Origin of the sequence: Nocardia coubleae NBRC 108252, from assembly GCF_001612805.1 — a bacterium.
GTDB lineage: Bacteria > Actinomycetota > Actinomycetes > Mycobacteriales > Mycobacteriaceae > Nocardia > Nocardia coubleae.
This window is the reverse complement of sequence record NZ_BDBD01000011.1, coordinates 887,133-913,769: the sequence shown is the minus strand read 5'-3', so window position 1 is coordinate 913,769 and position 26,637 is coordinate 887,133. Positions and strand designations below refer to the sequence as shown.

The following is a 26,637-nucleotide window of genomic DNA, read 5'->3' as shown; positions in this document are numbered from 1 at the left end:
CCATCGAGAAAGTAGGACCTCGCTCGACTACGTTTCTCCCTTTCCTACCCGTGTGCCCGGCGTCGATGCCGGGCACACGGGTTCTCTTGCGATTCGTCCGGACTGGAAATTCATGCCCAACATCGCCGACCCGACAACGCCCAAGATCGGAGTGGTTACCGCCCGATTGATCATCGGCGGCAGTGACGAAGGTGTTCTGCCCTTGCTCCTGAGGTTGCGCACAGATCAAGGGCTCACACCCGGTTTGCGTGTCGCCGCTCTGCCCGATAAAGGTTGGGCTCCAATGAATCACGCGCTGATCCGATTCGACAAAGTCTTCGTCCCCGCTGAGGGGTTGCTCGGCGGGACATGGGCCGTGATGGGCGCGCACGGGATGGCATCGACAGTGCCGGTGCGGGCACGGTTCCACCGGGCGATCACGACCCTAGGACAGGGGCGACTCGATCTGGCGGGCACGTCCGCCGCCGGTGCGCGGGCAGGGTTGGCGGTGACGATCAACTACGCCCGGCAACGCCGACCCGGTGGCCGGACCCTGATGGCTGAGCGGGGCACGGTCAGCCGCGACCTGGTCTCGGCGCTGGCAGCGACCTACGCCACCAGCGTGCTCGGCTGGATTCGTGGAATTCGCGCATCGCCTCGGCGAGTTTGTTGCTGGCCTCGGTGGCAGTGGCGCCGTAGCGTTGGATCAGGGTGACTTGCCAGGCTCCGTAGTGGCGCACGGTCGTACGCCAGCTTCCATTGGCTTGTTTGCGAGGTTTGGACGGGGTGCCGAAGGTCCCGACAGGTCGGGCTTGTCGTCCGGGCACGGTTTCTCTTCTCAGGTGGAGTGCGCAATGACGGCTGCCGAGGCGACCCTGAAGGCGCGACTGGTCACGGGGCGTCGGTGGTGAAGCTTGGGGGGTGGCGGCGGTGCCGTGCCGGCTGGACCTCGGGGCGTTGGTCTTCCCAATCTGCGGTGTCGGCCGAGATGGCTGTAGCGGGGCCCGGTTCCTGCCGACGCCAAGCAGGCGATGGTTTTGAGAGGCATGTGCCGGCGTGCGGCAAGATCTGGGCTGGTGAGCCAGGTTTCGTCGTCGGGCAGAAGGGTTCCGCCCGGTTTCGCGGCCGCCGGCAACTCAGAGTCCCCGAACTCTGTGATTCCAGACACAACTACTCGCACGAGTCGTCCAGGGCCGCCATTGGGCGAGAAATAGGTGCTCCTGGCCGGTCTGGTGGACCCTCCTGGAGTCATTTTTGTGCTGTAACTGTGGGTTTGGGCCTAATTGCGCAAAGTGTCCGGACACAAGAAAAACCCCTCCGACCCAGGTCAGAGGGGGTTTTCACTGTCGGGCTGACAGGATTTGAACCTGCGACCACTTGACGCCGGTTCGCGTCGACTCGAAGCTACCGGAAAGTACCCAAAACTACTGGTAGAGCAGGACTTCGGCGCGCGCCGAAGTCTGGTTGCTTCCCATCGTTTCCCGGTGTTTCCGGTTATTTCTGTGTGATTAATGTGTGTTGGGTCGAGTACTACGGACGCGGCTTTGCTGCGGTTTCGAGAAGTCGTCCGCTGGCGTCCGTGCTCGGTCGGTGTGGTGACGATGCACCGGCATGCTGCTCGATGGACGGCTATGGTGCTGTGGCACTGCGGTGTGACGGTGGCTGCTGAGGGCGCGTGATGAGGTGGTGTGTATGTGGAACCGGATGCTGGTCTGCCGTGTTGGTGATTTCGGCTTCGGAGTGGTCGAAAGTGAATGAAATTTGGCTGGTTGGTCTGCAAACGCGCAGGTCAATTAGTGTGCTCCCCGCGCGAGCGGGGATGAGCCCCAGCCCCGCGCGGTCGCACCGTCGACCATCTCGTGCTCCCCGCGCGAGCGGGGATGAGCCCTCGAGTTGGGTGCTGTCTTCGCGATGGTGTCGGTGCATTCGAGGTGAGATCTGGTGTTTGAATGTTGAGCTTGGTGGGGCTCGTGTCGTTCACGACGATCGTTCTCTGTTGGGTTTCGGCATGCGGTTGCGTTGTTGGCCCGCACGGTATGAGTTGGGGGGTGATTCGAGTGCTATCGGTCGCTGGCTACAGCCTCGGAGTGATCTGGCATGGCGTTGCATGGAATGGTATGTTGCGCAGGTCAATTCGCTAGCCATGACCGTGGCGGGAGGCTCCGCGGCCGTGGACAGTGATATCGATCCGAGGCGGGGGAGGACCCATGCGAAAAGCCATCTTTGCCGTTGCGAGCACCTTCATCGGTACTGCTGTTGTGGTGATCAATGCCGGCGCGGCCCAGGCTGATTCCAACAGCATGCTCTGTGTGAAAGGTGGAGGGCACATCGTCGTTCAGAAGATGTATCAGCCGAAGGGTTGGAAGCATGTGTGCCAGGGTGGTAAGTACAACGGGCAGGTTCTGTCGAAGCACTACACCTTCTAAGTCGGCCGCCCAGTAGGGGAGTACCCGAACTGAGAAGGTCGGGGGTTCAATCCCCTTAGCTCCACAATAGATGCAGGTCAGGCCGGGTCCCGAGAAGTCATCGGAACCCGGCCTGACTCGTTTCCCCACCAAGTCACCGACGGTAGGGGCGATCTGGGTCTTGGTCATGTTCACTGCCACCGCGATCGCGTATTCGTGCTTCCAGGTCCCGTATGTCGCCCTTCCGGCTGACCTCACGCCCGACCACCACGAACGCACCCGCCTCGTCGCCACCCGCATCGCGGTGGTCGCGCTCGCGACCCTCGCGCTCGGCGCGGGAGGCCCGGCGATCCGCGACGCTGTCGGCGGTAGCGCCGGGTACGCCGCGATGGCGGTGACGGCCGGCGCGGTGATCGCAACCGGGATGTCGCTGGCGTCCGCCACAGCGGCGCGACCGGCACGACGGTGCTGTCCGCGGCGGCGGTATACCCGGGAGTCTGGGTGTTCGTTGCGATCAGCGTGGCGGGAATCGGATACGCAGAGACTCAGACCTTTTCGTACTCGATCCTGCCCGATCTGATCGATGAGCGCTCAGCACAGTCCGGACTGGTCAATTGATTTCGGTGTCGACGGCTAGGTCGATCGGTGGCTCGTGACGGTGAAAGTTTGATGTAACCAGTTCGCCGAGCTGTGGCCGCTCCTTCCTCGGAGTGATGAAATCAGGGTGCAGTCCGATAGCGCGCCCTGGCAGCATGGCCGGATGCCAGATCTGCTGTGGGACGACGTCAAGAACTTCTTTGACCCCAACCTGATGGGTGCCCTGCCGGATGTGTGGGTGCCGGACGCCTCAGTCGAGGACTGGCAGGCGGTATTCGATCTAGTCCAGTCCAGTGGGTGGCAATGGGACTACAGGGAAGACGACACCATTCGACCGCTGCCTCTTGCCGCGGAGGTACTGCCACGCCCCGCAGATGCGGAGGAGAGTGTCTCGCTGTATGTCCGGCCCGTCCCAGGCGTGCTGATGATCTTCCGTGCGATGTCCGCCACGGAGATCGATTTCGACCTGGACCTTCGCGAGCTGCAAGGTCAGGCTGGGGTGGACATCCTGTGCGACTTCGTATGCGTGCTCGGCCGTCGACTGGGAAAGCCAGTACTTATGGGCGCCGAGGGCCAATATGGTTACCCACTGCTCGGGTTCGACCCGGCAGCCGACCGCGTGGTGCTGCTTGCGGATCCAGTAGATTTAGGAATCTGATAGTTCTTCTTCCGCGTGCCGCCGAGATAGACCACCGCATCCGGGCATTGCAACAATGATCACGGTGTCTGCTTTTCGCCGGCGCAAAGGGATTGCGCGTACCGTGACCGGGCATTTTTAGTGCCGACCGACGAAAATTACGTGGCTCACTGCACCGGTGTTCTAGCGTTGGCACATGGCAATCGCAAGGAAGGATCGTGGTGGGCTATCGCGAATTCCTATGGTGGGTCCGCGAAGACTTGGAGAACTATCATGCGCCCGGTGCAGCGAGCCTTAGGGTTGCGACTGACGATAGACGGATCATGCTCAATTACGTCCTGAACCAAGACGAGGAAGCCCGGCATGTCACCGTGCTGGGTCCCGAGTTTCGCGGAGTGACCCAGCACGGCCCAGCTTTCCGCTTTCGCTGCCCGATGTTCGGCCTTCCTGACGAGATCCGCCCACACACGTGGCCGAATTCATCGCGTGGTGCACCGATCCTGGACCACTCCCAGAGCCCACAGACTGGCAAGGACATGCCCTCACGGCTCCACGGACCTGATGACTCTGTCATCGGCATTATCGGATATTCGCTGGATAGCACGTTTGCGCAGTGAGGTACGAGATTCGGCACTCCTTCAGGGCGCAACCCACTTCCGGGGCCCCAAGCCCTCATCCCCACGTAGACAGGCCAGCCGGTAGTCGGCCTGGCGGCGGGCGTGGTCGGAGACCGTAGCGTGCGGCGCGCGAACAGACACGGCTTGAAGGAGTGAGATATTGATTACACACTCCTCGACGGCCGAGGGGAGACGACAAGTCAGCCTCTCCCGTGCAGTAATCGGTCTGCGTCTGCGTCCACGTCGCTATGACCGAGCCTGTCAGGCATCCTGTAATGCCGAGTTGCGTACACAAGGATGGAGCCCTACTGCCACTCATGCCGGTCGGTGGGGTGAGGGGATTTCGTTGGGACCGAGTGCCTCAGGGGTCGAACCTAAACTGGTCGAGAACTCGCGGGTCGCCTAACGGAGCATGGGCCAGGCACCATGTGGCGAAGTCTTCTCGGCGGTAGCAGGATTCGGCAGGGACGAGGCGAATTTGTGGTCTGTTCGGGTCCATCCACCAGACGAGGAATTCTGTGACGGTGCCCTCGATGGGCCATTTGCTTGTGCTGTTGGGAAGCAGCAGTACATCGACGAATCCGCTGACGGGAAGGCCCAGGTCGATGAAGATGCCAATCGCGCCCGGACGTGGGATCTGAGCGACGGTTCCGGTCAAGCGTTGTCCGAGAACATGGTTGGCGCGCACTCGATCCCAGACGCTGGGGTCGTCGCTGAGATGATCCCAGCTGTAGGGAGCGGACAGTCGATCCTCGTTGTTCTGTTCGGGCACGCCGGTGAGCTTATCCATGGTGGCTCGACTGAAGGCGTTTCATGCACTCGTTGGTTGTGTGGCTTGCACTACTTGCGCTACGGCAGAATCGTGGGGGCCCACTTTTGGCCGTTCTGGTTCGGGTAGTTCACCCTTAACCGGTGCAACCAGATGACCTTGTGGAGATTGAACTGTCGACCGACGAGCGTCGACTGCTGTGGTGGGGTTTAGGTGAGTGGTCGGGCCCCGCCAACTGTAGTGACGCGCTGGCGATCGCGATGGACTTCGAAGGCCGGGCCGACCTTCTCGAACAAGAACGGCGGTTGCGGTCGGCGTTGGAGGCCAGAGAGGTGGTCTGCGCCTTGCCAGGGGCCAGCGCGATGTAGCGCTGGCCGATCAGATTCTGGTAGCGGACAAGGGCTTGGTGTCGTCGAAGATCGTCTGGTCGCTCTGCACGATGAGCGTCACTTTGGCGTTGTAGTTGTCGTCGAGTCCGATCTCCTCGACTTTGCCGACGCGCACGCCCGCCATGCGGACATCGTCGCCGGGCCGCAGGCCGAGTACATCGGTGAAGATCGCGGTGTACTCGCGGGTGTCTCCGTCGACCGTTCGGGCCAGCGTATTCCACACACCCGCGATGACCAGCACCGAGACGACCGCGAAGGCGCTGAAGCTGATCAGTGGCTTGCGGATACTCATGCCCCACCCGCCACCGGGTCGGCCATCCAGAACGCGGCAGTCATCAGCCGGTGATGCGGGGTCTTCACAGCGTGCGCCGGGGATCCCGACATAGACAGCTCCTGTGTGATCTAGGCCAGCCAGCACGTAGACGTGAGGGGTGTCACCAGCATGGAACATTGCCTGACATCATGTCAAGACATAGTGTCAGGACGTGCTGTTGTTAGCCTTGGTCTACGTGGCGGACGGGAATCGAGCGGAGAAGACGATGGCCTCGGTAACACGCAAGACTCAGTCGCGCCGGCAGGACCGCCGTGTCGAGTGGACGCAGCGATTCCTGGCCGCGACCGAACAGCTCATGCGTGAGGGCCACGCGTACACCGACCTCAGTGTCGACAAGCTCGCCGGCGCCGCGGGAACATCGCGGGCCACGTTCTATGTCCACTTCGAGGACAAGGGTGATCTCCTGCGGGGGCTGGCCACCCATGTCTTGGCCGACATCGAATTCGCCGCACGCTCATGGTGGCAGTCCGAGCAACTGCACGACGCCGACGCATTGCTGGCCGCGACCACCGCCATCGTCGCGGTCTACCGCGACCATCAGTTCCTCATTTCGGCGGTGATCGAAGCTGCCGCGTACGACGAGCGCGTTTCTGACGACTACACGACGATGATCAACTCGATCAGCGACGCCACCCGCCAGGTCATCGACCGCGGTCAGTCCGCCGGAACCATCCGCGCACTGCCTGCTGAAACGGTCGCGGGCGCGCTCACCTGGATGGTCGAACGTGTCTGCCATCAGATGGTGCGGGTCACTCCGCCGGAGAACGACTCTGTGATTGCTCGATCGTTGGCCGAGATCATCTGGAGCGCCCTCTACCTCGAAAGTCTCTTCGACGATCAGTGATTCAGTGTGCGCATCGAGGGGTCGGCTCATTCTCGGCGTGCGCTGGTGCTGGTCGGTGGGTGCGTGCTGGCTGCCCTTGTCGGCCGTTGATCGTGTATCCATGAGCTGAACTGCGGTGATGCGACCGAGGGTCGACTGCTGCGTGCGTGCTTTCGAAATCGCTGATCGGAGAAGTCATCTATCGCGCCGCTGTCGCTTCCCTGGATCTTCTGGCGTGGCCTAGACCGTTCTCGTGTCGCTTGGTTTCCCCGCGTTGGCCCGCGCTGATCCCGGTTCACCATTCACCTGACATTGACACTATGTCTTGACAGCGTGTCAATTGGCGGCGGATGATGGTGAGGCCCCTCACGTCAATGTGCTGGGCTGGGTCAGGTCACAGGAGCTGTCTATGTCGAGAAACTCGCGACGCGCTGCACTGTCTTCGTGTCATCGGCTGGCGTTCGCCCTGTTCTGGGTGCTCGGCGCAGTCTGTGTTCTGGCTTCGTCGAATGCCCGGCTGACGTCGTTCGGGCTGGGGCTGATGGCTCCGGGAGGTGGGCTGGCCTACTACGGGCATTGGCCCGAACTCGTGGCATTGACAGCTCTGCTGGTCTGGCTGGCGGGGCGGGGGGAGTGGTCGGTGTGCGCCTACATCTGGTTCGCGATCGCGGCGGTGTCGTTGAGTCACAGCCCGCATCCGGGACACCTCTGGCAGGCGGCGACGTGGGTGATTCCGGTGGTGAGTGTTGTTCCTGGGCTGGTGTGGGTCGGATGGGTGGCCCGGCGGGCGCGCACCGCAGGCTTTGATCATTCGGTCGGACAAGGGAGTTCGAAATGAAGTACACGTTGGTCGGTCGGGTCGTGGTGGTGACCGGAGGTGCTCGCGGAATTGGTTTGACGTTGGCGACCGAGCTGGTGGCCCGGGGGGCATTGGTGGCGATCGGTGACATCGACGACAGCGCTCTGGAGGGCGCGCGGTCTGCTAGCCGAGCCGCGCTGGCCGGGCGATTGGACGTGACGGATCCCGAGTCATGGGGGCGATTCTTGGATTCGGTCGAGTCCGAACTCGGTCTTGTCGATGTCCTGATCAACAATGCCGGCATCATGCCCGCCGGGCCGCTGCTCTCCGAACCCGACGGGGTGACCCGGCGAATCTTCGAGATCAATTCGCTCGGCGGCGTACTGGGCGCCAAATTCGCTATGGCACGGATGGTCCCGCGCGGCGGCGGGCACATCGTCACGATTGCCTCAACCATGGGTGAGTCCGCTGTGCCTGGTTTGGCGACCTACAACGCCAGCAAGGCCGCCAGTATCCGTTTCGCAGATGCCGCGCGGCTGGAGTTCCGCCGCTCGGGGGTCCTGTTCTCCTGTGTGCTGCCCGGTGCAGTGAACACTGAATTGGCCACCGGAATCAGAGGCCCGAAAGGTGTGCCCAACGTCGAGCCCGTGGACGTGGCAGAGGCGGTGGTGGCTGCCCTCGAGTCTGGACGTTCGCGTCCACGGATCTATGTGCCGCGCAGCTTCGGTGTGCTGCTGCGTCTGCAGCAGCTGCTGCCGCGGCGGGTCGGTGAAGCCCTGGCCCGGGCGCTGGGTGCTGAAGACGCCGTACTGCGCGATTCCGACCTGACCGCTCGCCTTGCCTACAACACCCGAGTCGGCCGCAGCTGAACGCCGATCCACAACCGAAGGAATGCCGATGACAATCGCGCCAGACATCCGATTCCCCCCACCCACGGTCACCGAGGGGCCTGCTCTGATCCCACCGCGGAGCCGCCTGGACGGCCCCGTCACGACTCGCCGTCTACGCCGGACCCTCGCCGGATATGCCGTGCTGGCCGGAACTGGTGCGGCCCTGGGCAGATGGGGCCGTGGTCGGGCGGTGAACGCGGGCACCGGAATGGTCTTGCCCGGTGCGGGCTATCTCACCGCTGGCAAGCCGGGGCGATTCTTGGCGACGCAGGCCGGATTCGCCACCTCGCTGGGGTTGTGGCTGGGCAGCGGCAACGTCCTCGCGCCGATCGCGGTCTGGGCCGGAACGGCAGTGACCGCCGCGCGGCACGAGGTGCGGGTGCCCACAGCGAAGACAGCGGTACCGTTGGCTGCTGCCGCCGGACTCGGTGTGGCAGTTGTATTGCGGCGCAGAGCATTTCGCAAAGCCCTTGCCCGGCGCGGCGCTCGCAACGAATATCTCCGGCAACTGCAGAACCCCACCACCTCGGTCGTGGAATTTCCCCGCTCGGCACCGACTCCGGAGGTTCCCGAGCTGGATGCCGAGCAGGTGGCGCAAATGCGTTTCGCTCTGGACCGCGCCCTGCAGCCGGTCCCGGACTTCGCCGGTTTCGATCGCATCGATCAGTTCCAGACGTCCTCGATCCGCTACCAGGTCGCTATCTGTGGATACGCGCTGACCTCGGTGCAGTACTCCCACACCCCGGCCTTTCACGGCTATCTCTCGCTGGGGCAACGCAATACGATCGCCAAGTGGCAGGAGCGCATCTGCTGGGCCTTCTGGTCGAAGGAGAGTCTGTGGGGCCATCTGCGCTATAACCCGGATCCGATTCCGCGCGACGACATCATGGTCTCGGGCTGGCTGGCGAACCTGATCGCCGGATACACAGCCACGACAGGTGATCACCGATATGCCGAGCCCGGCTCGATTTCCTTCAGACACCCGCGGGGGATGCGCTACGACTACGACCTGCATTCGCTGACCAAGATCCTGGCGGACAATTTCGCCGCTTCGTCGTTCGGGTTGTTCCCGTGCGAGCCGAACTGGATCTACGCGCTGTGCAACGGGTTCGGCGTGCTGCCACTGCCCATCCACGACCGGCTCTACGGCACCGACCACGCCGCTGCGGTCCTGCCGGGCTTCCGACGCGGCTTCGAAGAGGAATTTCTCAGCGTAGACGGACGCACAATCGGCTTGCGATCGAAATGGACCGGGCTCACCGTGCCCGCGATGACCTCGGTGCTCTCCGATGCCAGTGTGATCTGGCAGCTGGCCCCGGTGTTCCCCGACATCGCACGGCGCCAATGGGAGATCCTGCGGCACGAGAAACTCGCGGTCGGCGCGGACGGACGACTCGACGCCGAACTGAGCGGTTGGGACAACATCGACACCGGCAACTACCGCCGCAGCAACGTCGGCGCCCTGCTCTGGGTGAAGGCCGCTGCTACCGAACTCGGCGATACCGAGATCGCCGCGGCTGCCGCCGCCCGACTGGCTGTCGAGGGGCGCCCGGTGGTCGAGCGTGGAGTACGCAGGCTCGCTGCCGCCTCCGTGCAAGCCAATCTCGGTCAGCTATTGGCTGGGACAGGGCGCGCGAACGCTCACTTTGACCGGGTCAACCGTCCGCTGCCCGAAGCCTGGGCGCGCGGGCCGATTCTCGACGAGGCCAGCTACCCCCACGTACTGGTCGCCCGTGCGGTCACCGACGGTGCCGCACTGGATCTGGTGCTGCTGCCAGGTGATGGAGCTGGGCGCTTCTCGCTCGGCTTGGACCGCTTGCGTCCGGGAAGTACGTATCGCGTGCGCGGCGGGGTCGAAGAGAGTGTGGTCGCGGCGGCGGACGGTACCGCCCGCATCCAGGTCGACCTCGATGGTCGTCATGAGGTTCGGATAACCCCGGACGCGAGCTGAAAGGATCGAGTCGAATGTGCCCACTGTGCGTGACCGTCGCCGCAGTCATCGGACTGGTCGCCGCCCGACTGCGGCGACGTGACCGGTCCGACGCGGCCGCTTGGCAACCGTCGGATACACCGCAACGCTGATTACTCCGTCGTTGTCCTGTGTCGGTCGTGTGATCGGCACAGGACAACTGCATTTCGGGGTGTGCGTGGCTTCTCATGGCAACAACAATCTGTATCCCGGCGACCTGCCGGTCGCCGGGATACAAAATTTTCAGTTCAGTCCGCAGACGGCTTCGAGATCGTCGAAGGACTGGCCGGTATAGGCCGCGAGGCGCTGTAGATGTGGCAGAGAATCCCGGTCGCCGGTGAACCCGATGTTGAAGCGTCCGGCTGCGGTGAACGCCGCGACGAACAAACCGACGCCGTGGAAGGCGATGGCAAGCGGGAACGCTGCTTCCATGCGGGAACCGGCCATAAACATGTCCTGGCCGGATACCGCCACATTCGACACCGCGACGTTGTAGGGCGGGGCGGTGCGGCCACCGAGGCCGAGCAGGTTCTGCAGCACGAACGGTCCCATGAACGAGCCGCCCGAGAGTGGGATGACATGGGCAGGCAGGCGACGCAATTCGGCTTTGGCACGGTTGCTGGATCTGTGGACCGCGGCCAGCCGGGCGGCCGGATCGGCGATGTCGGTGGCCAGGTTCATGACTGTCATGGTGAACGCGTTACGGGTGTGTCCGTCGTCGTCGGTGCGGACGTTGACCGGGATGCCCGCGGTCAACGTCCGCACCGGCACAGAGCCGACTTCGGCGAGGTAGCGGCGAAGGCCGCCGCCGACGATCGAGAGGAAGACGTCGTTGACCGTTGCGCCCGCACCCGCTGCGACCGCCGTGATTCGGGCCAGCTCGAGGGATTGGGTCGAAAATCTGCGTTGGGCACCGATGCGACCGTTGAGCACCGTCCGTGGGGCGAAGAACGGTACCGCCAGATCTGTCTGACCGCTGCGCTGGTCGCGGATCATGCGGCCGGCCAATCGGGTCAGCGCCGCGGTGACGACCAGCGTGTGACCGATGCCGCGCCGAGGGGCGTGTGCGCGGGCCCGGTTCGGACGCTGTGTCGGCGCCAGGCTCCAGATCGGTCGCACCACCGGGTCGAGCGGGTCTGTGCTGAGCATTTCCTGGGCGCGCATGCCGCCGCCGACGCCATCCATCAGGGCGTGGTGCACCTTGAAATACAGTGCCCAGCAGGGCTGATCGAATCCGTCGATGACCGTCCACTCCCACAACGGCCGCTCCGGGTCCAGCGGCTGGGAGTGCAGGTTCGACACCAACGCACCGAGCTCGCGCTCCCCACCCGGTGCGGGCAGAACCACATGGCGGCAGTGGTAGTCGAGGTCGACCTGATCGGAGTCGAGGCTGTCCCAGGCAGGCAGCAATGTCTGCAGCGGCGAGGACCGCAGGCAGTAGTTGAACGGAGGCACCACGGTGTCGACTGCCCGCATGGCCGAGACCAGGTCACGGATGTAGGTCGCCGGTGCGTTGTCGGGGAGCCGGAAGCGCACCAGCACCCCGACGTGCTGGGGGCTTCGTCGCGACTCCGCGGCGAAGAAGACCCGATCGGTGACCGCCATCTTCGGTCGGGGTGAAGCACCGGTGCGGGGGTTTGCGCGGGGGACGGCGGCCGCTGGAACCGGCGGCTGGTAGGCGCTGATGGTCAACGAGTCCTCGACTTTCGGGTGGGGTGTGGTCGGCCGATGCCGGAAGGGGAGCGGACATCACACCGATCGCCGTTGACCGTTGTGCTGGATGGGAGCGTTTCAACGCTGGTGTCGCGGTCCGGTGCGTACAGCGGTCAGTTCGCGTTCGGCGGCGCGCAAGATGAGTCGGAATCCGACTCCCATCGCCGCCGCGATCACGCTGGTCAGCAGTCGGCCTACCAGAGGCGTGGTGAATACAAGATCGATTGACCAAGTGATCTCGGTGCCAGCCGCTGTCTCGGCGAGTACGACTGTGCCGCCACGATGTGGCAGTGATGGGCGGCTGCTGAGGACGGTGTATCGGATGCGACTGGGCCGCCGGTATTCGACGATCTCTTCGACGAAACTGCCCCCGAGCGTGGCGACCTCGCGACGGGAGCGAACACCGAAGCGATCGTGGGATCCCGCGGCGAGCAGCCGGGCGTGGCGAATGCCCAGCGCCCGTGGGTAGTTGGTTGCGTCGGCGAGCCAGTCGAAGACGCTCTCGATCGGTGCGCGAATGGCACGGCGTGCGACGATCACTGCTGGACTACCTCACGGATTCCGGTCTGATAGGCGGACAGATCCACGCGCGCCGTTGCGCGCGCGTAGGCGATGTGTGACCCCGGCCAGACTGCGACGACCTTGCCGTCGGGGGTGTGATACCAGCCGGCACAGCCGCTGGTGAAGACCGTCTGCGAGAGCCGGTGCTGCAACCGCTCGTTGTACTCGTTCTGGACATTCTTGCGAACGTCGAGCCATTTCCCTGAACGCGCGCTGTACTCGATGGCCATCCGCGCATAGCGGGCCTGCTTTTCGAGCAGGAAGATGATCGTGTTGGTCAGCGAGCCGGTGTTCGGGCCGTAGATCATGAACAGATTCGGGTAGCCGGACACGGTGACACCCAGGTAGGCCTCTGGCCCGGACTTCCACTCGGCGTGCAATTTGCGCCCGTCCCGACCGGTGATGTCGATGGGGGCGAGGTATTCCGTGGCAGAGAAACCGGTGCACCACACGATCACGTCTGCCTCGACGGTGGTGCCGTCGGCGAGGACAAGTCCGGTTGGGGTCACCTCGGATACGCCGTGGGTGTGCACCGATACGTGCGGGCGGTCAAGGGCTGGATACCAGTCGCTCGACAGCAGCAGCCGGTTGCAGCCGGCCTTGTAGTCGGGGGTGACTTTGCGACGCAGTACTGGATCGGAGATCTCGCGGCGGATCTTGAACCGCAACCAGGCGTGCAGGCCGACGCGCAGCGGATCGAACCGGTTGTAGATCAGGGGTACCCGAGATTCGTACCAGAGCCATTCCAGGTTGTGCTGGGCTCGCGCCAACCCGGGGACAGTGCGCAGCAGCCGGCGAATGCCCGGACTGGTCTTGTGATTCCACTTGTTGCCGATCCAGTTCGGAGACCGCTGGACCACGTGCAGCGCGGCCACCTGATCGACGATCGCCGGCACGATCTGTACGGCGCTGGCCCCGCTGCCGACGACGGCGACTCGCTTGCCGGTCAAGTCGACAGAGTCGTCCCACTCGGCGGAATGGAACTGCGGACCCTGGAAGGTGTCCCGGCCTGGCAGGTCCGGCACCTTGGGCCGCGAGAGCTGGCCGGTAGCGCAGATCACGGCATCGAATCGATGCTGCCGCCCCGATGCCAGCTCGATGAGCCACTGGCCTGTTCGCTCGTCGAAGGTCGCCGCGACCACTTCGCTGTTGGTGCGGATCTTCGGCGTGACTCCGTATTTCGCGGCGGTTCGCTCCAGATAGGCCCGGATCTCATCCTGCGTGCCGAACCGCTGCGACCACTCCGACTCGAGTTCGAACGAGTACGAGTAGGTCGACGACGGGACATCACAGGCGGCGCCGGGGTAGTGGTTGGCGCGCCACACACCGCCGACCCCGTCCCCCTTTTCGAAAACGGTGTAGTCGTCGATGCCGTGTCGCCGCAGCTCGATCGCCGCGGCCAGTCCGCCGAATCCGCAGCCGATGATCGCCACCGACGGGGCGATGACGGGATGGATTCCGTTGCTGCTCATGCCAGGTCCAGTTTCTCGAGGGTACGACGGACCACCTTGCCGGTGGCATTGCGGGGAAGCTCGTCGAGGAAGATCACGTCGCGCGGCACCTTGTAGCGGGCCAGATGCGCGCGCACGTGATCTTTGACCGCGTGCGCGTCCAACGACGAGCCGGGCGCAGCCACAATGACTGCGCGCAGGCGTTTGCCGAAGTCGCCGTCGGGGACACCGACGACGGCGGCATCGTGGACGCCGGGAAGGGCTGCGAGCAGGTTCTCGACCTCGAGCGGGTAGACGTTCTCGCCACCGGAGACGATCATGTCGTCGTCTCGGCCGTCGACGTGCAACAGGCCGTGGCGATCGAAATGGCCCATGTCTCCGGTGGACATGTACCCGTCGATGATCTGCTTGGTGCGTCCGTCGGTATAGCCCTCGAACGGCGCCGCGGTGCGTGCGAAGATCCGGCCCTTGACCAGGGGGCGCTCGATTCGACGGTCGTTGTCGTCGAACAGTGCGACCTGCGCTGTCACCGGTGGGCGGCCGACGGTGCCGGGCGCCAGCCGCAGTTCGGCAGGCTGTGCCACCGAGCAGATGGCGACCTCGGTGGAGCCGTACAGGTTGTAGAGCACCTCACCGAACGCGTCCTGGATCCGTTCGGAGAGTTCGGGCGACACCGCCGACCCCGCCACAGCGATCACCCGCAGCGCCGACAGGTCGTAGCGGGCGAGTACCTCGGTGCCGAGCGCGAGGATGCGATTGAGCATCGTCGGTACCGCGACCAGCATCTCGGCCCGATGCGCCGCCAGCGTGGCCAAGGTCGTTTCCGCATCGAAACGGCGCATGGTGACCACCTGGTTGGCCAGCGCGGCGGCGATGGTCCAGGTGGCGAATCCGGTGCTGTGGAAGATCGGTGAGGCGATCAGCACGGTGCCGCGACGCGGAAACGGAATTCGATCGACGAACATCGCGCTGGTGACCGGGCTCAACGAGGTGCGGGGCGCACCCTTGGGCAGGCCAGTGGTTCCGCTGGTCAGGATGATGAATCCACCTGGTCGTTCGGGCGGAGCAGGCAACTCGGTTCCGGCAGAGGCGATCAGGCCATCGATGGTCGGTGTGCCGAGCGAAACTGTGGGTGCCGAGTCGGTCCAGGTGAGAAGCCGAGGTAGGTCGGCGGGCAGCGCCGAGAGCAGGTCGGTGAACTCTTCGTCGTGCAGCACTGCGCGGACCTTCTCGCGCACGGCGACCTCGGCGAACTGTGGTCTGGCGAATCCGGTGTTCATCATCGCCAGCCGCAGGCCCGCGCGGCCTGCCGCGCTGATGGTCAGCACCAGACCGCGGTGGTCGCGCGCGAGGACCCCGATCACAGATCCCGGCCGCAAGCCCCGCGCGAGCAAGGCGTTGGCCAACGCGTTGGACTGCTTGTCGAGCTCGCGGTAGGTCAGGACGCCGCGCTCGTCGACCAGGGCAGGCGCATCGGGAAATTCCTTGGCAGCCTTCATGATCAGTGTGGCCTGGGGCCCATAGCGCCGATTACTGCGTGCTGTCCACAGCACACGATCGGGGCGGGTGAGATCGATGACGCCGGAGCGGTGCAGCGTGGCCACCGCGCTGGCATCGGCCGCAGCGGTGTGGAGTCGCTCGCGAATTCTGTTGGAGGTCAACGGCATTGTTCGACTTTCTGATCGGAGTGCGCCCAGCGGCGGCTGATCGTCACCAGGTCCACCTGCGGGTGCCCCGGGCAGCCAGCACGCGCAACGTGCGGCCCAGCACTGCGGTGGCCGCCGTGCTGTAGGGGAACCAGAGCAGGTGGCGCTGATAGGAGAGAGGGATTCGTGCGGCGGTGACCGCTTGCGGGCGGCAGTACTTCAGCACGGCGTCGCGGCCGCCGAAACGGCCGGCCAGGCCCGACTGCTTCCACCCGTGCATCGGTGCCGACAGCAAGAACACGTTGGCGTGGGAATCGTTGATGTTCACCGCGCCGGCCTCGAGCCGCGCGGCGATCCGCTCGGCGCGGGCGCGGTCGCTCGACCACACGCTCGCCGACAGGCCATAGTCGCTGTCGTTGGCCAGCCGCACCGCCTCATCCTCATCGGCTACGGCCAGCACCGGGATCAAGGGGCCGAAGGTCTCCTCCCGCATGCACGCCATCGACGGGTCGACGTCGATCAGAACCGTGGGTTGCACCCAACGTCGTGACCGATCGTGGCCGCCGCCGGACACCACACTCGCGCCCGCAGCCACCGCCTGGTCGAGATGTTCCACGACGATGTCGAACTGGTCGGCAGTCACCAGGGCGCTCAGATCTCGGCCTTCCTGGAGCGAATCGACGTGCGCGGCGAGCTTGGCCACGAACTGCTCGAACACCGGCTTCTCGACGAAGACCCGCTCGATGGAGGTGCACATCTGCCCCGCATTCGCCAGGGCGCCCCAGGCGATTCCTCGTGCGGCGTGGTCGAGATCGGCGTCGGCCAGCACCAACGCGGGGTCCTTGCCGCCCAGCTCGAGTCCGCACGGAATCAGTCGCTGCCCGCAGCGTTGCGCGATGGCACGCCCGGTTCGTGAGGACCCGGTGAACTGCACATAGTCGACCTCGTCGACCAGTGCGCGCCCGATCGTGTCGTCACCTGCCAACACCGAGAACACCGGAGGCGCGCCGATGTCGCCCCATCCCGACACCGCGGTGATCACGCTGCCCGGCGTCGCCGGAGCAGGTTTCACTACGACCGCGGCGCCGGCGAGCAGGGCCGGAATCGCATCACACAACGACAATCCGAGGGGGAAGTTCCATGGCGTGATCACGGCGACCACCGGGTACGGGCGATGGGTGACGGTGGCTGTCTTCAGAGCTCCGAGCAGATTCGCCGGAGTGACCCGCTCGGCATCGAGACACCGCACTGTCGTGCCGGTCAGATAGTTGATCAGTTCGATCGGCACCATGAACTCGATCTGGGCTTCGATCAGCGGTTTGCCGACCTCGGACGCCAGCTGCGCCACGATCGTGTCCTGGTTGTCGAGCAGCCACTCCGCGTAGCGGCGCAGCCAATGGATGCGCGCCGCCACGCCGGATTGCTCCCATTCGCGTTGTGCGGCACGAAGCTGCTCGACGTGGTTTGGCACGTCGATGGATGATCGGCCGCTGTGCGCGGGCGGTCCCTCCATAAAATTGGTCTGCATCACCCGGTCCCTTGTATGTGTCGGCTGTCACCGAGGCTAGGGACGCGAGGCCGGGGATTCCATGAGCAGAACAGTCAATACTTGTTAATTTCGGACACGAGGGTGATGATCACTCCATGACCGATCGGCTCAATCTGCAACGCTCGATCGCCAGCGCGGTGATCCTCACCGATCTCGCGGCCGAGCAGGGTATGAGCGTGGCTCAGTGCCTCGACAACACCGGCATCACCCCTGGTGATCTCGATGACCCGGCGGCGGAGATCCTGGCTCGCCAGGAATTACGCCTGGTGCAGAACGTCGTCGCCGCCCTCGGACACGTGCCCGCCCTCGGCCTCGCGGCCGGCCGCCGATATCATCTGCTGGCCCATGGCATCTGGGCCTTCGCTGTGATCAGCAGTCCGACGGTGCGCCACGCTTGGCGGGTCGGGGTGGAGCTGATGGACATCGGCTTCTCGTTCGCCCGCTGGCGCTTCGATGAACGGCAATCCGAGGCGGTGGCGACTATCGACTACTCTGCGGTGCCCGTCGAGGTCCGCACCTTTCTGCTCGAACGCGACATCGCCGAAACCATCACCGTCGATCGGGAAGTGTTCGGCCATACCGTGCCCCCGAGCCGCGTAGAACTGTCTTGCCCACAGCCGGCATACACCGACGAGTACGTCGAGCTGCTGGGGACGATGCCGGAATTCGACGCACCGGTTACTCGGCTCGCCTTCACCCAGGACGTGCTCGATCTACCACTGCCGCACGCCAACCCGCACGCCGCGGTGATCGCGGAACGTCAAGCCGCCGACATCATGCAACGACGCCTCGCGCGCCAGGGCATCGCTGCGAAGGTTCGCGAGATCCTGCTCACCCGCGGCGTCACGACCCACCAGGAACAGGTCGCCGCCGAACTCCGCATCAGCGTCCGAACGCTGCATCGCCGCCTGGCCGAAGAGAACACCTCCTACCGTGAACTCGCCGCGGAAACGCGTCAACTCCTGGCCGAAGAACTCCTGCGGATCGGCACCACGGTCGAAGACGTAGCAGTCCGCCTCGGCTATGCCGACGCATCGAGTTTCACCCACGCCTTCACCCGGTGGACTGGGACGACTCCAGGGCGCTTCGCTCGCGATCGCCGCTGAAGCCGGAACCGGCGAGGGCGTCGGCTCGCCGTGAAGCTATCGCGTGGAGTGGCTCCGCGCCGAGGTCATTTCTGGCCGGCGCGAGGGATCTCGGTTTCGGTGAGGGCGCCGGCCGACTCGACCACCTCGGCGTGCCTCGCCGCGGTATGGGATGAGTTCGGCTCGTTGCTGCCGTTCATGCGCGGCCTCCCACTCACCGTGTTAGCTGGCGGTGCGCCCGTCACGATGGCATACAACACCCGAGTTCGGTCAGTTATGAGCCCATCATGGCAGCCGGCAGGGGGCGCTGCCGAGATACACCATCAGTACGCCTACACGCCGGGCGAGGTAGTTCGTGGACACCGCTTGTTTCACGCGGCCGAATGTCCATGGGGAGAGCGTGACCGGTCGCTCTGCCGGTCAGAGAGAGCGTGCGATGAGATCTTTCATGACCTCGTTGGCTCCGGCGTAGATACGGGAGATGCGTCCATCGGCCCACATTCGTGCGATCGGGTACTCCTCCATGTATCCATATCCCCCGTGCAGCTGGACGCACCGATCGATCACATGGGATTGCTGGTCGGTGGTCCAGTACTTGACCATAGCGGCCGTTTTTACGTCCAAGACTCCACGTAGGTGCTTGTCGACCGCGGAGTCGACGAATGTGCGGACCACCTCGGCGATGGTCGCGCACTCGGCGAGCTCGAATCGGGTGTTCTGCATTGCGAACAACGGCTTACCGAACGCAGTGCGCTGCTTGACGTAGGTCAGTGTCTCATCGACGGCGGCCTCGATCGCCGCCGCGGCTGCGACGCCGCAAATCAAGCGTTCCTGGGGTAGTTGTTGCATGAGCTGGATGAATCCCTGACCTTCGGCGGTTCCGAGCAGATTCGCGCGCGGTACACGCAGGCCGTCGAAGAACAGTTCGGTGGTGTCCTGGCCCTTCTGGCCGATTTTCTTCAGCAGTCGGCCGCGCTCGAATCCCGGTGTGTCGTCGGCGACTTCGGCGACTACCAGCGAGACCCCCTTCGCGCCCTGAGCCGGATCGGTTTTCACCGCGATGATAAGCAGATCGCAGTTGCGGCCGTTGGAGATGAAGGTCTTGGCGCCGGTGATCAGGTAGTCGTCCCCGTCCTTGACGGCTTTGGTGCTGATGTTCTGTAGGTCGGAGCCGGTGCCGGGCTCGGTCATGGCGATGGCGCCGATCCACTCGCCGGATGCGAGCCTCGGCAGCCAGCGTTTCTTGTTCTGCTCGGAGGCGTAGGACAAAATGTAGTGCGGCACGATGCCGGTGTGTACACCGAGTTGCATCGCGGAATCGCCGCCTTTGACCTGCTCGGTGAACAGCACCGCCTCGTGGGCGAAGGTACCGCCACCGCCGCCGTACTCCTCCGGAACCGACATGCACAGCAGGCCCAGTTCTCCTGCTTGCCGGTACACCTCCCGGTTCGGGTAACCCTGTTCTGCGAACTCTTCGCGGTGGGGAGCGACGGTGTCGACGAAGAAGTTGCGCGCCAGTTCGGCAAGGCTTTGCAGCTCTGACCGGTCGTCGGGGGCATGGCCGGTTGGGGCAGTGCTCATCAGGATTCTCCTCGTTGGTCGGCGCTCGGCGTAAAGCGTGACGCCACTGTTGGCGATTTGTCAACAGCGGCCGAGGTAGGGCGGAAGGACTTGTATGGCAACTGTTGACAGAGCGCCAACAAGTTGCGAAGGTTGGAAAATACTTGGGCATCCAACTATTTGACTTCCTTTGGATTCGCCTTCGGGCGATGACCTCGACTGAAGAGGGCAGACATGGTTCGCGAACTCACACACTTCATCCACGGTCAGCACGTCAAGGGCGCTTCGCGCGCGTTCGGTGACGTGTTCGACCCCAATTCCGGCCAGGTGCAGGCCACGGTTCCGTTGGCGAATACTGCCGAAGTCGAGGCGGCGATCGCCGACGCCGCGGCGGCGCAGCCGGTGTGGGCGGCGCTCAACCCGCAGAAGCGGGCCAGGGTGTTGATGAAGTTCGTGACCTTGGTCAACGCGGAGATCGACAGCCTTGCGGCCTTGCTGTCCTCGGAGCACGGCAAGACCATCGCCGACGCGAAGGGCGATATCCAGCGTGGCCTCGAGGTGATCGAGTTCGCGGTGGGTATCCCACACTTGCTCAAGGGTGAGTACAGCGAGAGCGCCGGCACCGGCATCGACGTGTACTCGATGCGTCAGCCGCTCGGCGTGGTCGCGGGCATCACCCCGTTCAATTTCCCGGCCATGATCCCGCTGTGGAAGGCCGGTCCGGCGTTGGCGTGTGGAAATGCCTTCGTGCTCAAGCCTTCCGAGCGCGACCCGTCGGTGCCGTTGCGGTTGGCGGAGTTGTTCCTCGAGGCGGGACTGCCGCCGGGGGTGTTCAACGTGGTCAACGGCGACAAGGAAGCCGTCGACACCATCCTGCGCGACCCGCGGATCAAGGCTGTCGGCTTCGTCGGATCGACCCCGATCGCGCAGTACATCTACGAGACCGCGACCGCGAACGGCAAGCGGGCCCAGTGCTTCGGGGGTGCGAAGAACCACGCGATCGTGATGCCCGATGCCGACCTCGACGATGTCGCCGACCAGCTGATCGGCGCGGGTTACGGCTCCGCGGGCGAGCGCTGCATGGCGATCTCGGTGGCCGTGCCGGTGGGGGAGGAGACCGCGGATCGGTTGGTCGCCAAGTTGACCGAGCGGGTGCACAAGCTCAATGTCGGCCGATCCGACGATCCCGGCGCGGATTTCGGCCCGCTGGTGGGCCGTGACGGAGTGGACCGGGTGAACAACTACGTCCAGATCGGTGTCGACGAGGGCGCCGAACTGGTGGTCGACGGCCGCGGTTTGGTCGTCGAGGGTGCCGAGGACGGCTACTTCGTGGGTGCCACACTGTTCGACAGGGTCACCGCCGATATGCGGATCTACAAGGAGGAGATCTTCGGCCCGGTGGTCACCGTGGTGCGCGCCGCCGACTACGCGGAGGCATTGCGGCTGGCCGACGAGCACGAATATGGCAACGGCGTGGCGATCTTCACTCGCGACGGCGACACCGCCCGTGATTTCGCCGCCCGGGTGCAGGTCGGCATGGTCGGCATCAACGTGCCGATCCCGGTGCCGATTGCCTATTACACCTTCGGTGGGTGGAAGCGATCGGGTTTCGGTGATCTCAATCAGCACGGCCCGGATTCGATCCGCTTCTACACCAAGACCAAGACGGTGACCCAGCGCTGGCCCGCGGGGCTCAAGGAGTCCAACGCGTTCGTCATCCCGACGATGGACTGACCCGATGCTCACCCTGAACGACGACGAACGCGCGATCGTGGAGACCGCACGTCAGTTCGCCGACGAGTTCTTCGCACCGCACGCACTGGAGTGGGACGAACGCAAGCACTTTCCAGTGGATGTGCTGCGCAAGGCGGGGCCGGTCGGGCTGGGCGGTATATACGTCCGCGAGGACATAGGTGGCTCTGGGCTGCGCAGGCTCGACGCGGTGCGGATCTTCGAGGAACTTGCCACAGGATGTCCGACGATGGCGGCTTACCTGTCGATCCACAACATGGCGACGTGGATGATCGACGAGTATGGCACGGAGTGGCAACGCCAGACCTGGGTACAGGACATGGCGTCGATGGAACTACTTGGCAGCTACGCCCTCACCGAGCCCGGTGTCGGTTCCGACGCGGCAGCGCTGAACACCAAGGCTGTTCGCGACGGCGACGACTATGTCCTCAGCGGTGCCAAACAGTTCATCTCGGGCGCCGGAGCCAACGATGTCTACGTGATGATGGTCCGTACCGGAGGTTCTGGCCCGCACGGGATATCGGCGCTGATCGTGCCGGCCGACACGCCCGGATTGAGCGTCGGTCCGAACGAACGGAAGATGGGCTGGAACGCGCAGCCGACCAGGCAAGTAATTCTCGACGATGCGCGGGTGCCAGTGGCCAACCGGCTCGGATCAGAGGGTGACGGTTTCTCGATCGCGATGAACGGCCTCAACGGCGGCCGGCTCAGTATCGCCGCCTGCTCGGTCGGCGGTGCGCAGTCAGCACTGGACAAGTCGGTGCGCTATCTGTCCGAGCGGCAGGCCTTCGGCAAGTCGCTGGCGCGCAACGAGGCGTTGCGCTTCACGTTGGCCGATATGCGGACCGAGTTGGAAGCGGCGCGGACGTTGCTGTGGCGGGCTGCGGCAGGGCTGGACGCTGGGGCGCCTGACAAGGTCGAGCTGTGTGCGATGGCCAAGCGGTTCGCCACCGATACCGGTTTCGAGGTCGCCAATAAGGCGCTGCAGCTGCATGGCGGGTACGGCTACTTGCACGAATACGGGTTGGAGAAGATCGTCCGCGACCTGCGCGTGCATCAGATCCTTGAGGGCACCAACGAGATCATGCGGGTTGTCGTGGCTCGTGCGTTGACAGGAGCGGCATGACCGACGAACCCGAAGTGCTGATCGCCACCGAAGAAGGCCTCGGTCTGATCACCCTGAACCGGCCCAAGGCCATCAATGCCCTGAGTCATCCTATGGCGTTGTCCATCACCGAGGCTCTGCGGGCGTGGGCCGACGACGAGTCTGTGCGCGCTGTCGTGGTCACCGGTGCCGGCGAGCGCGGGCTGTGCGCGGGCGGTGACATCGTCGCCATCCACGCGGACGCCAAAACCGGGACAGCAGGCCCTGATTCACCCACGGGTGTGTTCTGGCGCGACGAGTACATCCTCAACGCGTTGATCGGGCGCTACCCCAAGCCGTACATCGTGATCATGGACGGCATCGTGATGGGTGGTGGTGTCGGGCTGTCCGGGCACGGCAGTCACCGCATCGTCACCGAGCGGTCCCGGATCGGCATGCCCGAAGTCGGCATCGGATTCGTTCCCGACGTCGGTGGCACCCATCTGCTCTCGCGCGCACCCGGTGAAGTCGGCACCCACGTCGCGCTCACCACCGCCCGCATGACCGCGGGCGATGCCATCGCGGCCGGGTTCGCCGACCACTATGTGCCATCCGCGGCCATGCCCGCGTTGCTCACTGCGCTGCGTACCGCGACCGTCGACGAGGCGATTGCCGCCGTCGCCGAAGCCGCACCGCCGTCGGATCTGCTCGCTCAGCAGAGCTGGATCGACGGCTGCTACAGCGCCGACACGGTCGAGGAAATCGCGGCACGCTTGCAGACTGCCGATTCACCCGAAGCGACCAAGGCGCTCGAGAACCTGCTAGCGAAATCGCCTGTGGCACTGAAGGTCACGCTGCGCGCACTGCGGTCGGCGCGTGAGCTGACAAGTCTCGAGGAGGTGCTGAACCAGGAATACCGGGTCTCGGTCGCCGCGCTCGGCTCGCACGACCTTGTCGAGGGGATCCGCGCCCAGGTCATCGACAAGGACCGCAATCCACGGTGGAGCCCGGCGACCTTGGCCGAGGTCGCCGACGCGGAGGTCGCAGCGTACTTCGCCGGACTCGGGGCGAAAGAACTCGGTCTGATGGCACAGGAGGCACAGTGGTGAAGAAGATCGGTTTCCTCGGGCTCGGGCACATGGGTGGGCCCATGGCGGCGAACCTGGTGAAGGCGGGCTACGAGGTGTGCGCCTTCGATCCGGCACCCGCGGCACAGGAACGGGCTCGAGCCGACGGTGCGACGGTGATGACAACGGCACGGGAAGCGGCGGTGGACCGTGACGTGGTGATCACCATGCTGCCCGACGGCAAACTCGTGCTCGATGTCTACGCCGAACTGCTGCCCGCCGCCGAACCGGGCACCCTTTTCATCGACTGTTCCACGATCGATGTCGCCGACGCGAAAGCTGCTGCCGCCCAGGCGGAAGCGGTCGGCCATCGACCTTTGGACGCGCCGGTCTCCGGCGGGGTGGCGGGTGCGACAGCAGGCACCCTCACCTTCATGGTCGGCGGAGCGACAGCGGACTTCGCCGAGGCGCGCGAGGTGCTCGAGGTGATGGGCGGCAAGGTTGTGCACTGCGGTGAGGCCGGCGTCGGGCAGGCCGCCAAGATCTGCAACAACATGCTGCTGGGGATCTCGATGATCGGGCTGTCCGAGGCGCTGGTGCTCGGGGAGCGGCTCGGTCTGAGCCACCAATCGTTCTTCGATGTGGTCTCCACCGCATCCGGGCAGAGCTGGGCTCTCACCAGCTACTGTCCGGTCCCCGGCCCGGTGCCGGCCAGCCCGGCCAACCACGACTATCAGCCGGGCTTCGCCACCGCGCTGATGTCCAAGGACCTCACATTGGCCGCGAATGCCTTGCGCGCCAACGGTATCGACGGTCGGCTCGGCCAGTTGGCCGCCGCGATCTATGAGCGATTCAACCACACCGATGTGGGACGGGACTTCTCCGCGATCATCACCGATATCAGAGACCGTTCCGGAGAGGACACCGAATGACCGACTTCGACACCATCCTGCTCGAACGCAAGAACCGCGTCGGCTGGATCATCCTCAACCGGCCCAAAGCCCTCAACGCGCTCAACACCCAGGTCCTCGACGACATCGTCGCCGCCGTGGACGAGTTCGAGCACGACGCCGCGATCGGTGCCGTCGTGATCACGGGCTCTGCCAAGGCTTTCGCCGCAGGCGCCGACATCAAGGAGATGCAGCCCAAGTCCTATATGGACATGTTCATGGGGGACTATTTCTCGCGATGGGACCGGTTGGCGCAGTTCCGAAAACCCACCATCGCCGCCGTCGCGGGCTATGCCCTCGGCGGCGGCTGCGAGCTCGCCATGCTCTGTGACATCTTGATCGCCGCCGACACAGCGAAGTTCGGTCAACCCGAGATCAAACTCGGCGTGATACCCGGCATCGGCGGCTCACAGCGACTCACCCGGGCAGTCGGCAAAGCCAAAGCGATGGATCTGGTGCTCACCGGGCGCACCATGGATGCCGAGGAAGCCGAACGGGCCGGGCTCGTCGCGCGGATCGTGCCCGCCGACACCCTGCTCGAGACCGCGGCCGAGGCTGCCGAGACCATCGCGGCCAAGTCGCTGCCGGTGGCGATGATCGCCAAGGAATCAGTGAATCGATCCTTCGAAACCACCCTGTCCGAAGGAATCCGCTTCGAACGCCGCGTCTTCCACTCCCTGTTCGCGACCACCGATCAAAAGGAAGGCATGAGTGCCTTCATCGATAAGCGGTCCGCGCACTTCACCCACCGTTGACCTGTTACACGACTCAGTTTCGAGGAACCATGACCGAAGCATTCATCTACGACGCGATCCGCACACCACGTGGTCGCGGCAAGCAGTCTGGTGCCCTGCACGGCGTCAAACCGCTCGACCTGGTGGTCGGGCTCATCGAGGAACTCAAGAGCCGATACCCCGAGCTCGACCCCGCGGCGATCGATGACATCGTCCTCGGTGTCGTCTCCCCGGTCGGCGACCAGGGCGCCGACATCGCCAAAACCGCCGCCCTCGCCGCGGGGCTACCCGACACTGTCGCCGGTGTGCAGCTCAACCGGTTCTGCGGTTCGGGCCTCGAGGCAGTCAACACCGCAGCACAGAAGGTGCGCTCCGGGTGGGAGCAATTAGTGATTGCCGGTGGCGTGGAATCGATGTCGCGGATTCCCCTGGGCTCCGACGGGGGCGCGTGGGCGATGGATCCGATCACCAACTACAACACCTACTTTGTGCCGCAGGGTGTCAGTGCGGACCTGATCGCCACCATCGAAGGGTTCACCCGCGAGGATGTCGACGCGTTCGCGGTCCGCTCACAGCAGAAAGCTGCCGCGGCATGGTCGGGCGGCTACTTCACCAAATCCGTCGTGCCTGTGAAGGACATCAACGGCGCGGTCCTTCTCGACCACGACGAGCTGATGCGCCCGGACACCACGGTAGATAGCCTCTCCTCTTTGGCACCGTCGTTCGCGACGATGGGGGAGATGGGCGGCTTCGACGCGGTCGCGCTGCAGCGCTACCACCAGGTGGAGAAGATCAACCACGTGCACCACGCCGGGAACTCCTCGGGCATCGTGGACGGTTCGGCACTGGTCCTGATCGGCAGCGCATCCGCCGGTGCAGCAGCGGGTCTTGCCCCGCGTGCCCGGGTTGTCGCCTCGGCGGTGAGCGGCAGTGATTCGACGATCATGCTGACCGGGCCGGTCCCGGCCACCGAGAAGGTGCTGGGGCTGGCCGGGCTAACTGTTGACGACATCGACCTGTTCGAGCTCAACGAGGCGTTCGCGTCCGTGGTGCTGAACTACCAGAAGAAGCTCGACATTCCGGACGAGAAGCTCAACGTCAACGGCGGCGCCATCGCGATGGGCCACCCGCTAGGTGCCACCGGCGCGATGATCACCGGAATCATGGTCGATGAGCTCGAGCGCCGCGGAGCGCGCCGCGCCCTGATGACGCTGTGCATCGGCGGCGGCATGGGCATCGCCACCATCATCGAGCGCGTCTGAGCTCCGGACCGGATA

25 protein-coding genes are annotated in these 26,637 nt (G+C 64.7%); 17 read left to right on the top strand and 8 right to left on the bottom strand.

What is annotated here, in order from left to right:
• The first annotated feature begins 52 nt into the window (after positions 1-52).
• The 5 genes from NCO8_RS31320 (at position 53) to NCO8_RS31315 (ending at position 4,235) form a co-directional block, all read left to right on the top strand.
• Entirely contained in the window at positions 53-694 is a 642-nt protein-coding gene (locus NCO8_RS31320; RefSeq protein WP_157104901.1) for an acyl-CoA dehydrogenase family protein, read from the top strand.
• Positions 695-2,186: 1,492 nt separating this feature from the next.
• Entirely contained in the window at positions 2,187-2,405 is a 219-nt protein-coding gene (locus tag NCO8_RS13295) for a hypothetical protein (protein WP_067639339.1), read from the top strand.
• Positions 2,406-2,475: 70 nt separating this feature from the next.
• Positions 2,476-2,964 carry an MFS transporter gene (locus NCO8_RS30620; RefSeq protein ID WP_084457026.1) on the top strand — a complete coding sequence of 163 codons (489 nt, stop codon included), beginning with the start codon at positions 2,476-2,478 and terminating at the stop codon, positions 2,962-2,964.
• A gap of 180 nt (positions 2,965-3,144) precedes the next feature.
• Positions 3,145-3,639 (top strand): hypothetical protein, encoded by a 495-nt coding sequence (locus NCO8_RS13290; protein ID WP_067639337.1) that lies wholly within the window; start codon positions 3,145-3,147, stop codon positions 3,637-3,639.
• A gap of 197 nt (positions 3,640-3,836) precedes the next feature.
• Positions 3,837-4,235, top strand: a complete 399-nt coding sequence (locus NCO8_RS31315) for a hypothetical protein (RefSeq protein WP_157104900.1) — start codon at positions 3,837-3,839, stop codon at positions 4,233-4,235.
• A gap of 361 nt (positions 4,236-4,596) precedes the next feature.
• Here the strand turns inward: NCO8_RS31315 and NCO8_RS13280 are convergent, their stop codons facing one another.
• On the bottom strand, positions 4,597-5,025 hold the full coding sequence (locus tag NCO8_RS13280; protein WP_067639333.1) for a hypothetical protein: 429 nt from the start codon (positions 5,023-5,025) through the stop codon (positions 4,597-4,599).
• A gap of 122 nt (positions 5,026-5,147) precedes the next feature.
• On the opposite strand from NCO8_RS13280, the gene NCO8_RS31840 reads away from it, so the two are divergent.
• Positions 5,148-5,372, top strand: coding sequence for a hypothetical protein (locus NCO8_RS31840; protein ID WP_167353261.1), 225 nt, complete (start codon positions 5,148-5,150; stop codon positions 5,370-5,372).
• A 10-nt stretch (positions 5,373-5,382) separates the two neighbouring features.
• Here NCO8_RS31840 and NCO8_RS31310 read toward each other — a convergent pair whose 3' ends face one another.
• Positions 5,383-5,685, bottom strand: coding sequence for an MlaD family protein (locus NCO8_RS31310; protein WP_312032644.1), 303 nt, complete (start codon positions 5,683-5,685; stop codon positions 5,383-5,385).
• A gap of 247 nt (positions 5,686-5,932) precedes the next feature.
• On the opposite strand from NCO8_RS31310, the gene NCO8_RS13270 reads away from it, so the two are divergent.
• The 4 genes from NCO8_RS13270 to NCO8_RS13260 all read left to right on the top strand — a co-directional run bounded on the left by NCO8_RS13270 (position 5,933) and on the right by NCO8_RS13260 (position 10,190).
• Positions 5,933-6,571: a TetR/AcrR family transcriptional regulator gene (locus NCO8_RS13270; RefSeq protein WP_067639331.1), complete on the top strand. Its 639-nt coding sequence runs from the start codon at positions 5,933-5,935 to the stop codon at positions 6,569-6,571.
• 388 nt (positions 6,572-6,959) lie between these two features.
• Complete coding sequence (locus NCO8_RS31305) at positions 6,960-7,388, top strand: hypothetical protein (protein ID WP_157104899.1); 429 nt, start codon at positions 6,960-6,962, stop codon at positions 7,386-7,388.
• Positions 7,385-8,218 carry an SDR family NAD(P)-dependent oxidoreductase gene (locus NCO8_RS13265; RefSeq protein WP_067639329.1) on the top strand — a complete coding sequence of 278 codons (834 nt, stop codon included), beginning with the start codon at positions 7,385-7,387 and terminating at the stop codon, positions 8,216-8,218. The genes NCO8_RS31305 and NCO8_RS13265 overlap by 4 nt, the downstream gene beginning before the upstream one ends.
• A gap of 28 nt (positions 8,219-8,246) precedes the next feature.
• The gene (locus NCO8_RS13260; RefSeq protein WP_157104898.1) at positions 8,247-10,190 is read left to right on the top strand and encodes a linalool dehydratase/isomerase domain-containing protein; all 1,944 of its coding nucleotides are present in this window, start codon (positions 8,247-8,249) and stop codon (positions 10,188-10,190) included.
• Between the two features lie 261 nt (positions 10,191-10,451).
• Here the strand turns inward: NCO8_RS13260 and NCO8_RS13255 are convergent, their stop codons facing one another.
• From NCO8_RS13255 to NCO8_RS13235, 5 genes are all read right to left on the bottom strand, one after another.
• Positions 10,452-11,813 carry a wax ester/triacylglycerol synthase family O-acyltransferase gene (locus NCO8_RS13255; protein WP_067639326.1) on the bottom strand — a complete coding sequence of 454 codons (1,362 nt, stop codon included), beginning with the start codon at positions 11,811-11,813 and terminating at the stop codon, positions 10,452-10,454.
• Positions 11,814-11,999: 186 nt separating this feature from the next.
• Positions 12,000-12,461 carry an SRPBCC family protein gene (locus NCO8_RS13250; protein WP_067639325.1) on the bottom strand — a complete coding sequence of 154 codons (462 nt, stop codon included), beginning with the start codon at positions 12,459-12,461 and terminating at the stop codon, positions 12,000-12,002.
• On the bottom strand, positions 12,458-13,954 hold the full coding sequence (locus NCO8_RS13245; RefSeq protein WP_067639323.1) for a flavin-containing monooxygenase: 1,497 nt from the start codon (positions 13,952-13,954) through the stop codon (positions 12,458-12,460). Before NCO8_RS13245 ends, NCO8_RS13250 begins: the two co-directional genes overlap by 4 nt.
• Positions 13,951-15,600 carry an acyl-CoA synthetase gene (locus NCO8_RS13240; RefSeq protein ID WP_067639321.1) on the bottom strand — a complete coding sequence of 550 codons (1,650 nt, stop codon included), beginning with the start codon at positions 15,598-15,600 and terminating at the stop codon, positions 13,951-13,953. The genes NCO8_RS13245 and NCO8_RS13240 overlap by 4 nt, the downstream gene beginning before the upstream one ends.
• A 43-nt stretch (positions 15,601-15,643) precedes the next feature.
• Positions 15,644-17,050 (bottom strand): aldehyde dehydrogenase family protein, encoded by a 1,407-nt coding sequence (locus NCO8_RS13235; protein ID WP_067639319.1) that lies wholly within the window; start codon positions 17,048-17,050, stop codon positions 15,644-15,646.
• 173 nt (positions 17,051-17,223) lie between these two features.
• On the opposite strand from NCO8_RS13235, the gene NCO8_RS13230 reads away from it, so the two are divergent.
• Positions 17,224-18,234: an AraC family transcriptional regulator gene (locus tag NCO8_RS13230; RefSeq protein WP_067639317.1), complete on the top strand. Its 1,011-nt coding sequence runs from the start codon at positions 17,224-17,226 to the stop codon at positions 18,232-18,234.
• Positions 18,235-18,633: 399 nt separating this feature from the next.
• Here NCO8_RS13230 and NCO8_RS13225 read toward each other — a convergent pair whose 3' ends face one another.
• Positions 18,634-19,794 (bottom strand): acyl-CoA dehydrogenase family protein, encoded by a 1,161-nt coding sequence (locus NCO8_RS13225; RefSeq protein WP_067639315.1) that lies wholly within the window; start codon positions 19,792-19,794, stop codon positions 18,634-18,636.
• Between the two features lie 213 nt (positions 19,795-20,007).
• Between NCO8_RS13225 and NCO8_RS13220 the strand changes: the two genes are divergently transcribed.
• From NCO8_RS13220 to NCO8_RS13195, 6 genes are read left to right on the top strand one after another with little or no spacing between them, the layout of a single operon-like run.
• On the top strand, positions 20,008-21,507 hold the full coding sequence (locus NCO8_RS13220) for a CoA-acylating methylmalonate-semialdehyde dehydrogenase (RefSeq protein WP_067639313.1): 1,500 nt from the start codon (positions 20,008-20,010) through the stop codon (positions 21,505-21,507).
• 4 nt (positions 21,508-21,511) lie between these two features.
• On the top strand, positions 21,512-22,651 hold the full coding sequence (locus NCO8_RS13215) for an acyl-CoA dehydrogenase family protein (protein WP_067639311.1): 1,140 nt from the start codon (positions 21,512-21,514) through the stop codon (positions 22,649-22,651).
• Positions 22,648-23,718, top strand: a complete 1,071-nt coding sequence (locus NCO8_RS13210; RefSeq protein WP_067639309.1) for an enoyl-CoA hydratase/isomerase family protein — start codon at positions 22,648-22,650, stop codon at positions 23,716-23,718. Before NCO8_RS13215 ends, NCO8_RS13210 begins: the two co-directional genes overlap by 4 nt.
• Positions 23,715-24,608 (top strand): 3-hydroxyisobutyrate dehydrogenase, encoded by an 894-nt coding sequence (mmsB, locus tag NCO8_RS13205; protein WP_157104926.1) that lies wholly within the window; start codon positions 23,715-23,717, stop codon positions 24,606-24,608. The genes NCO8_RS13210 and mmsB overlap by 4 nt, the downstream gene beginning before the upstream one ends.
• A complete protein-coding gene (locus NCO8_RS13200; protein WP_067639307.1) occupies positions 24,605-25,381 on the top strand; it encodes an enoyl-CoA hydratase in 777 nt (258 codons plus the stop codon). Before mmsB ends, NCO8_RS13200 begins: the two co-directional genes overlap by 4 nt.
• A gap of 29 nt (positions 25,382-25,410) precedes the next feature.
• A complete protein-coding gene (locus NCO8_RS13195; protein WP_067639305.1) occupies positions 25,411-26,622 on the top strand; it encodes an acetyl-CoA C-acetyltransferase in 1,212 nt (403 codons plus the stop codon).
• Positions 26,623-26,637 lie beyond the last annotated feature (15 nt).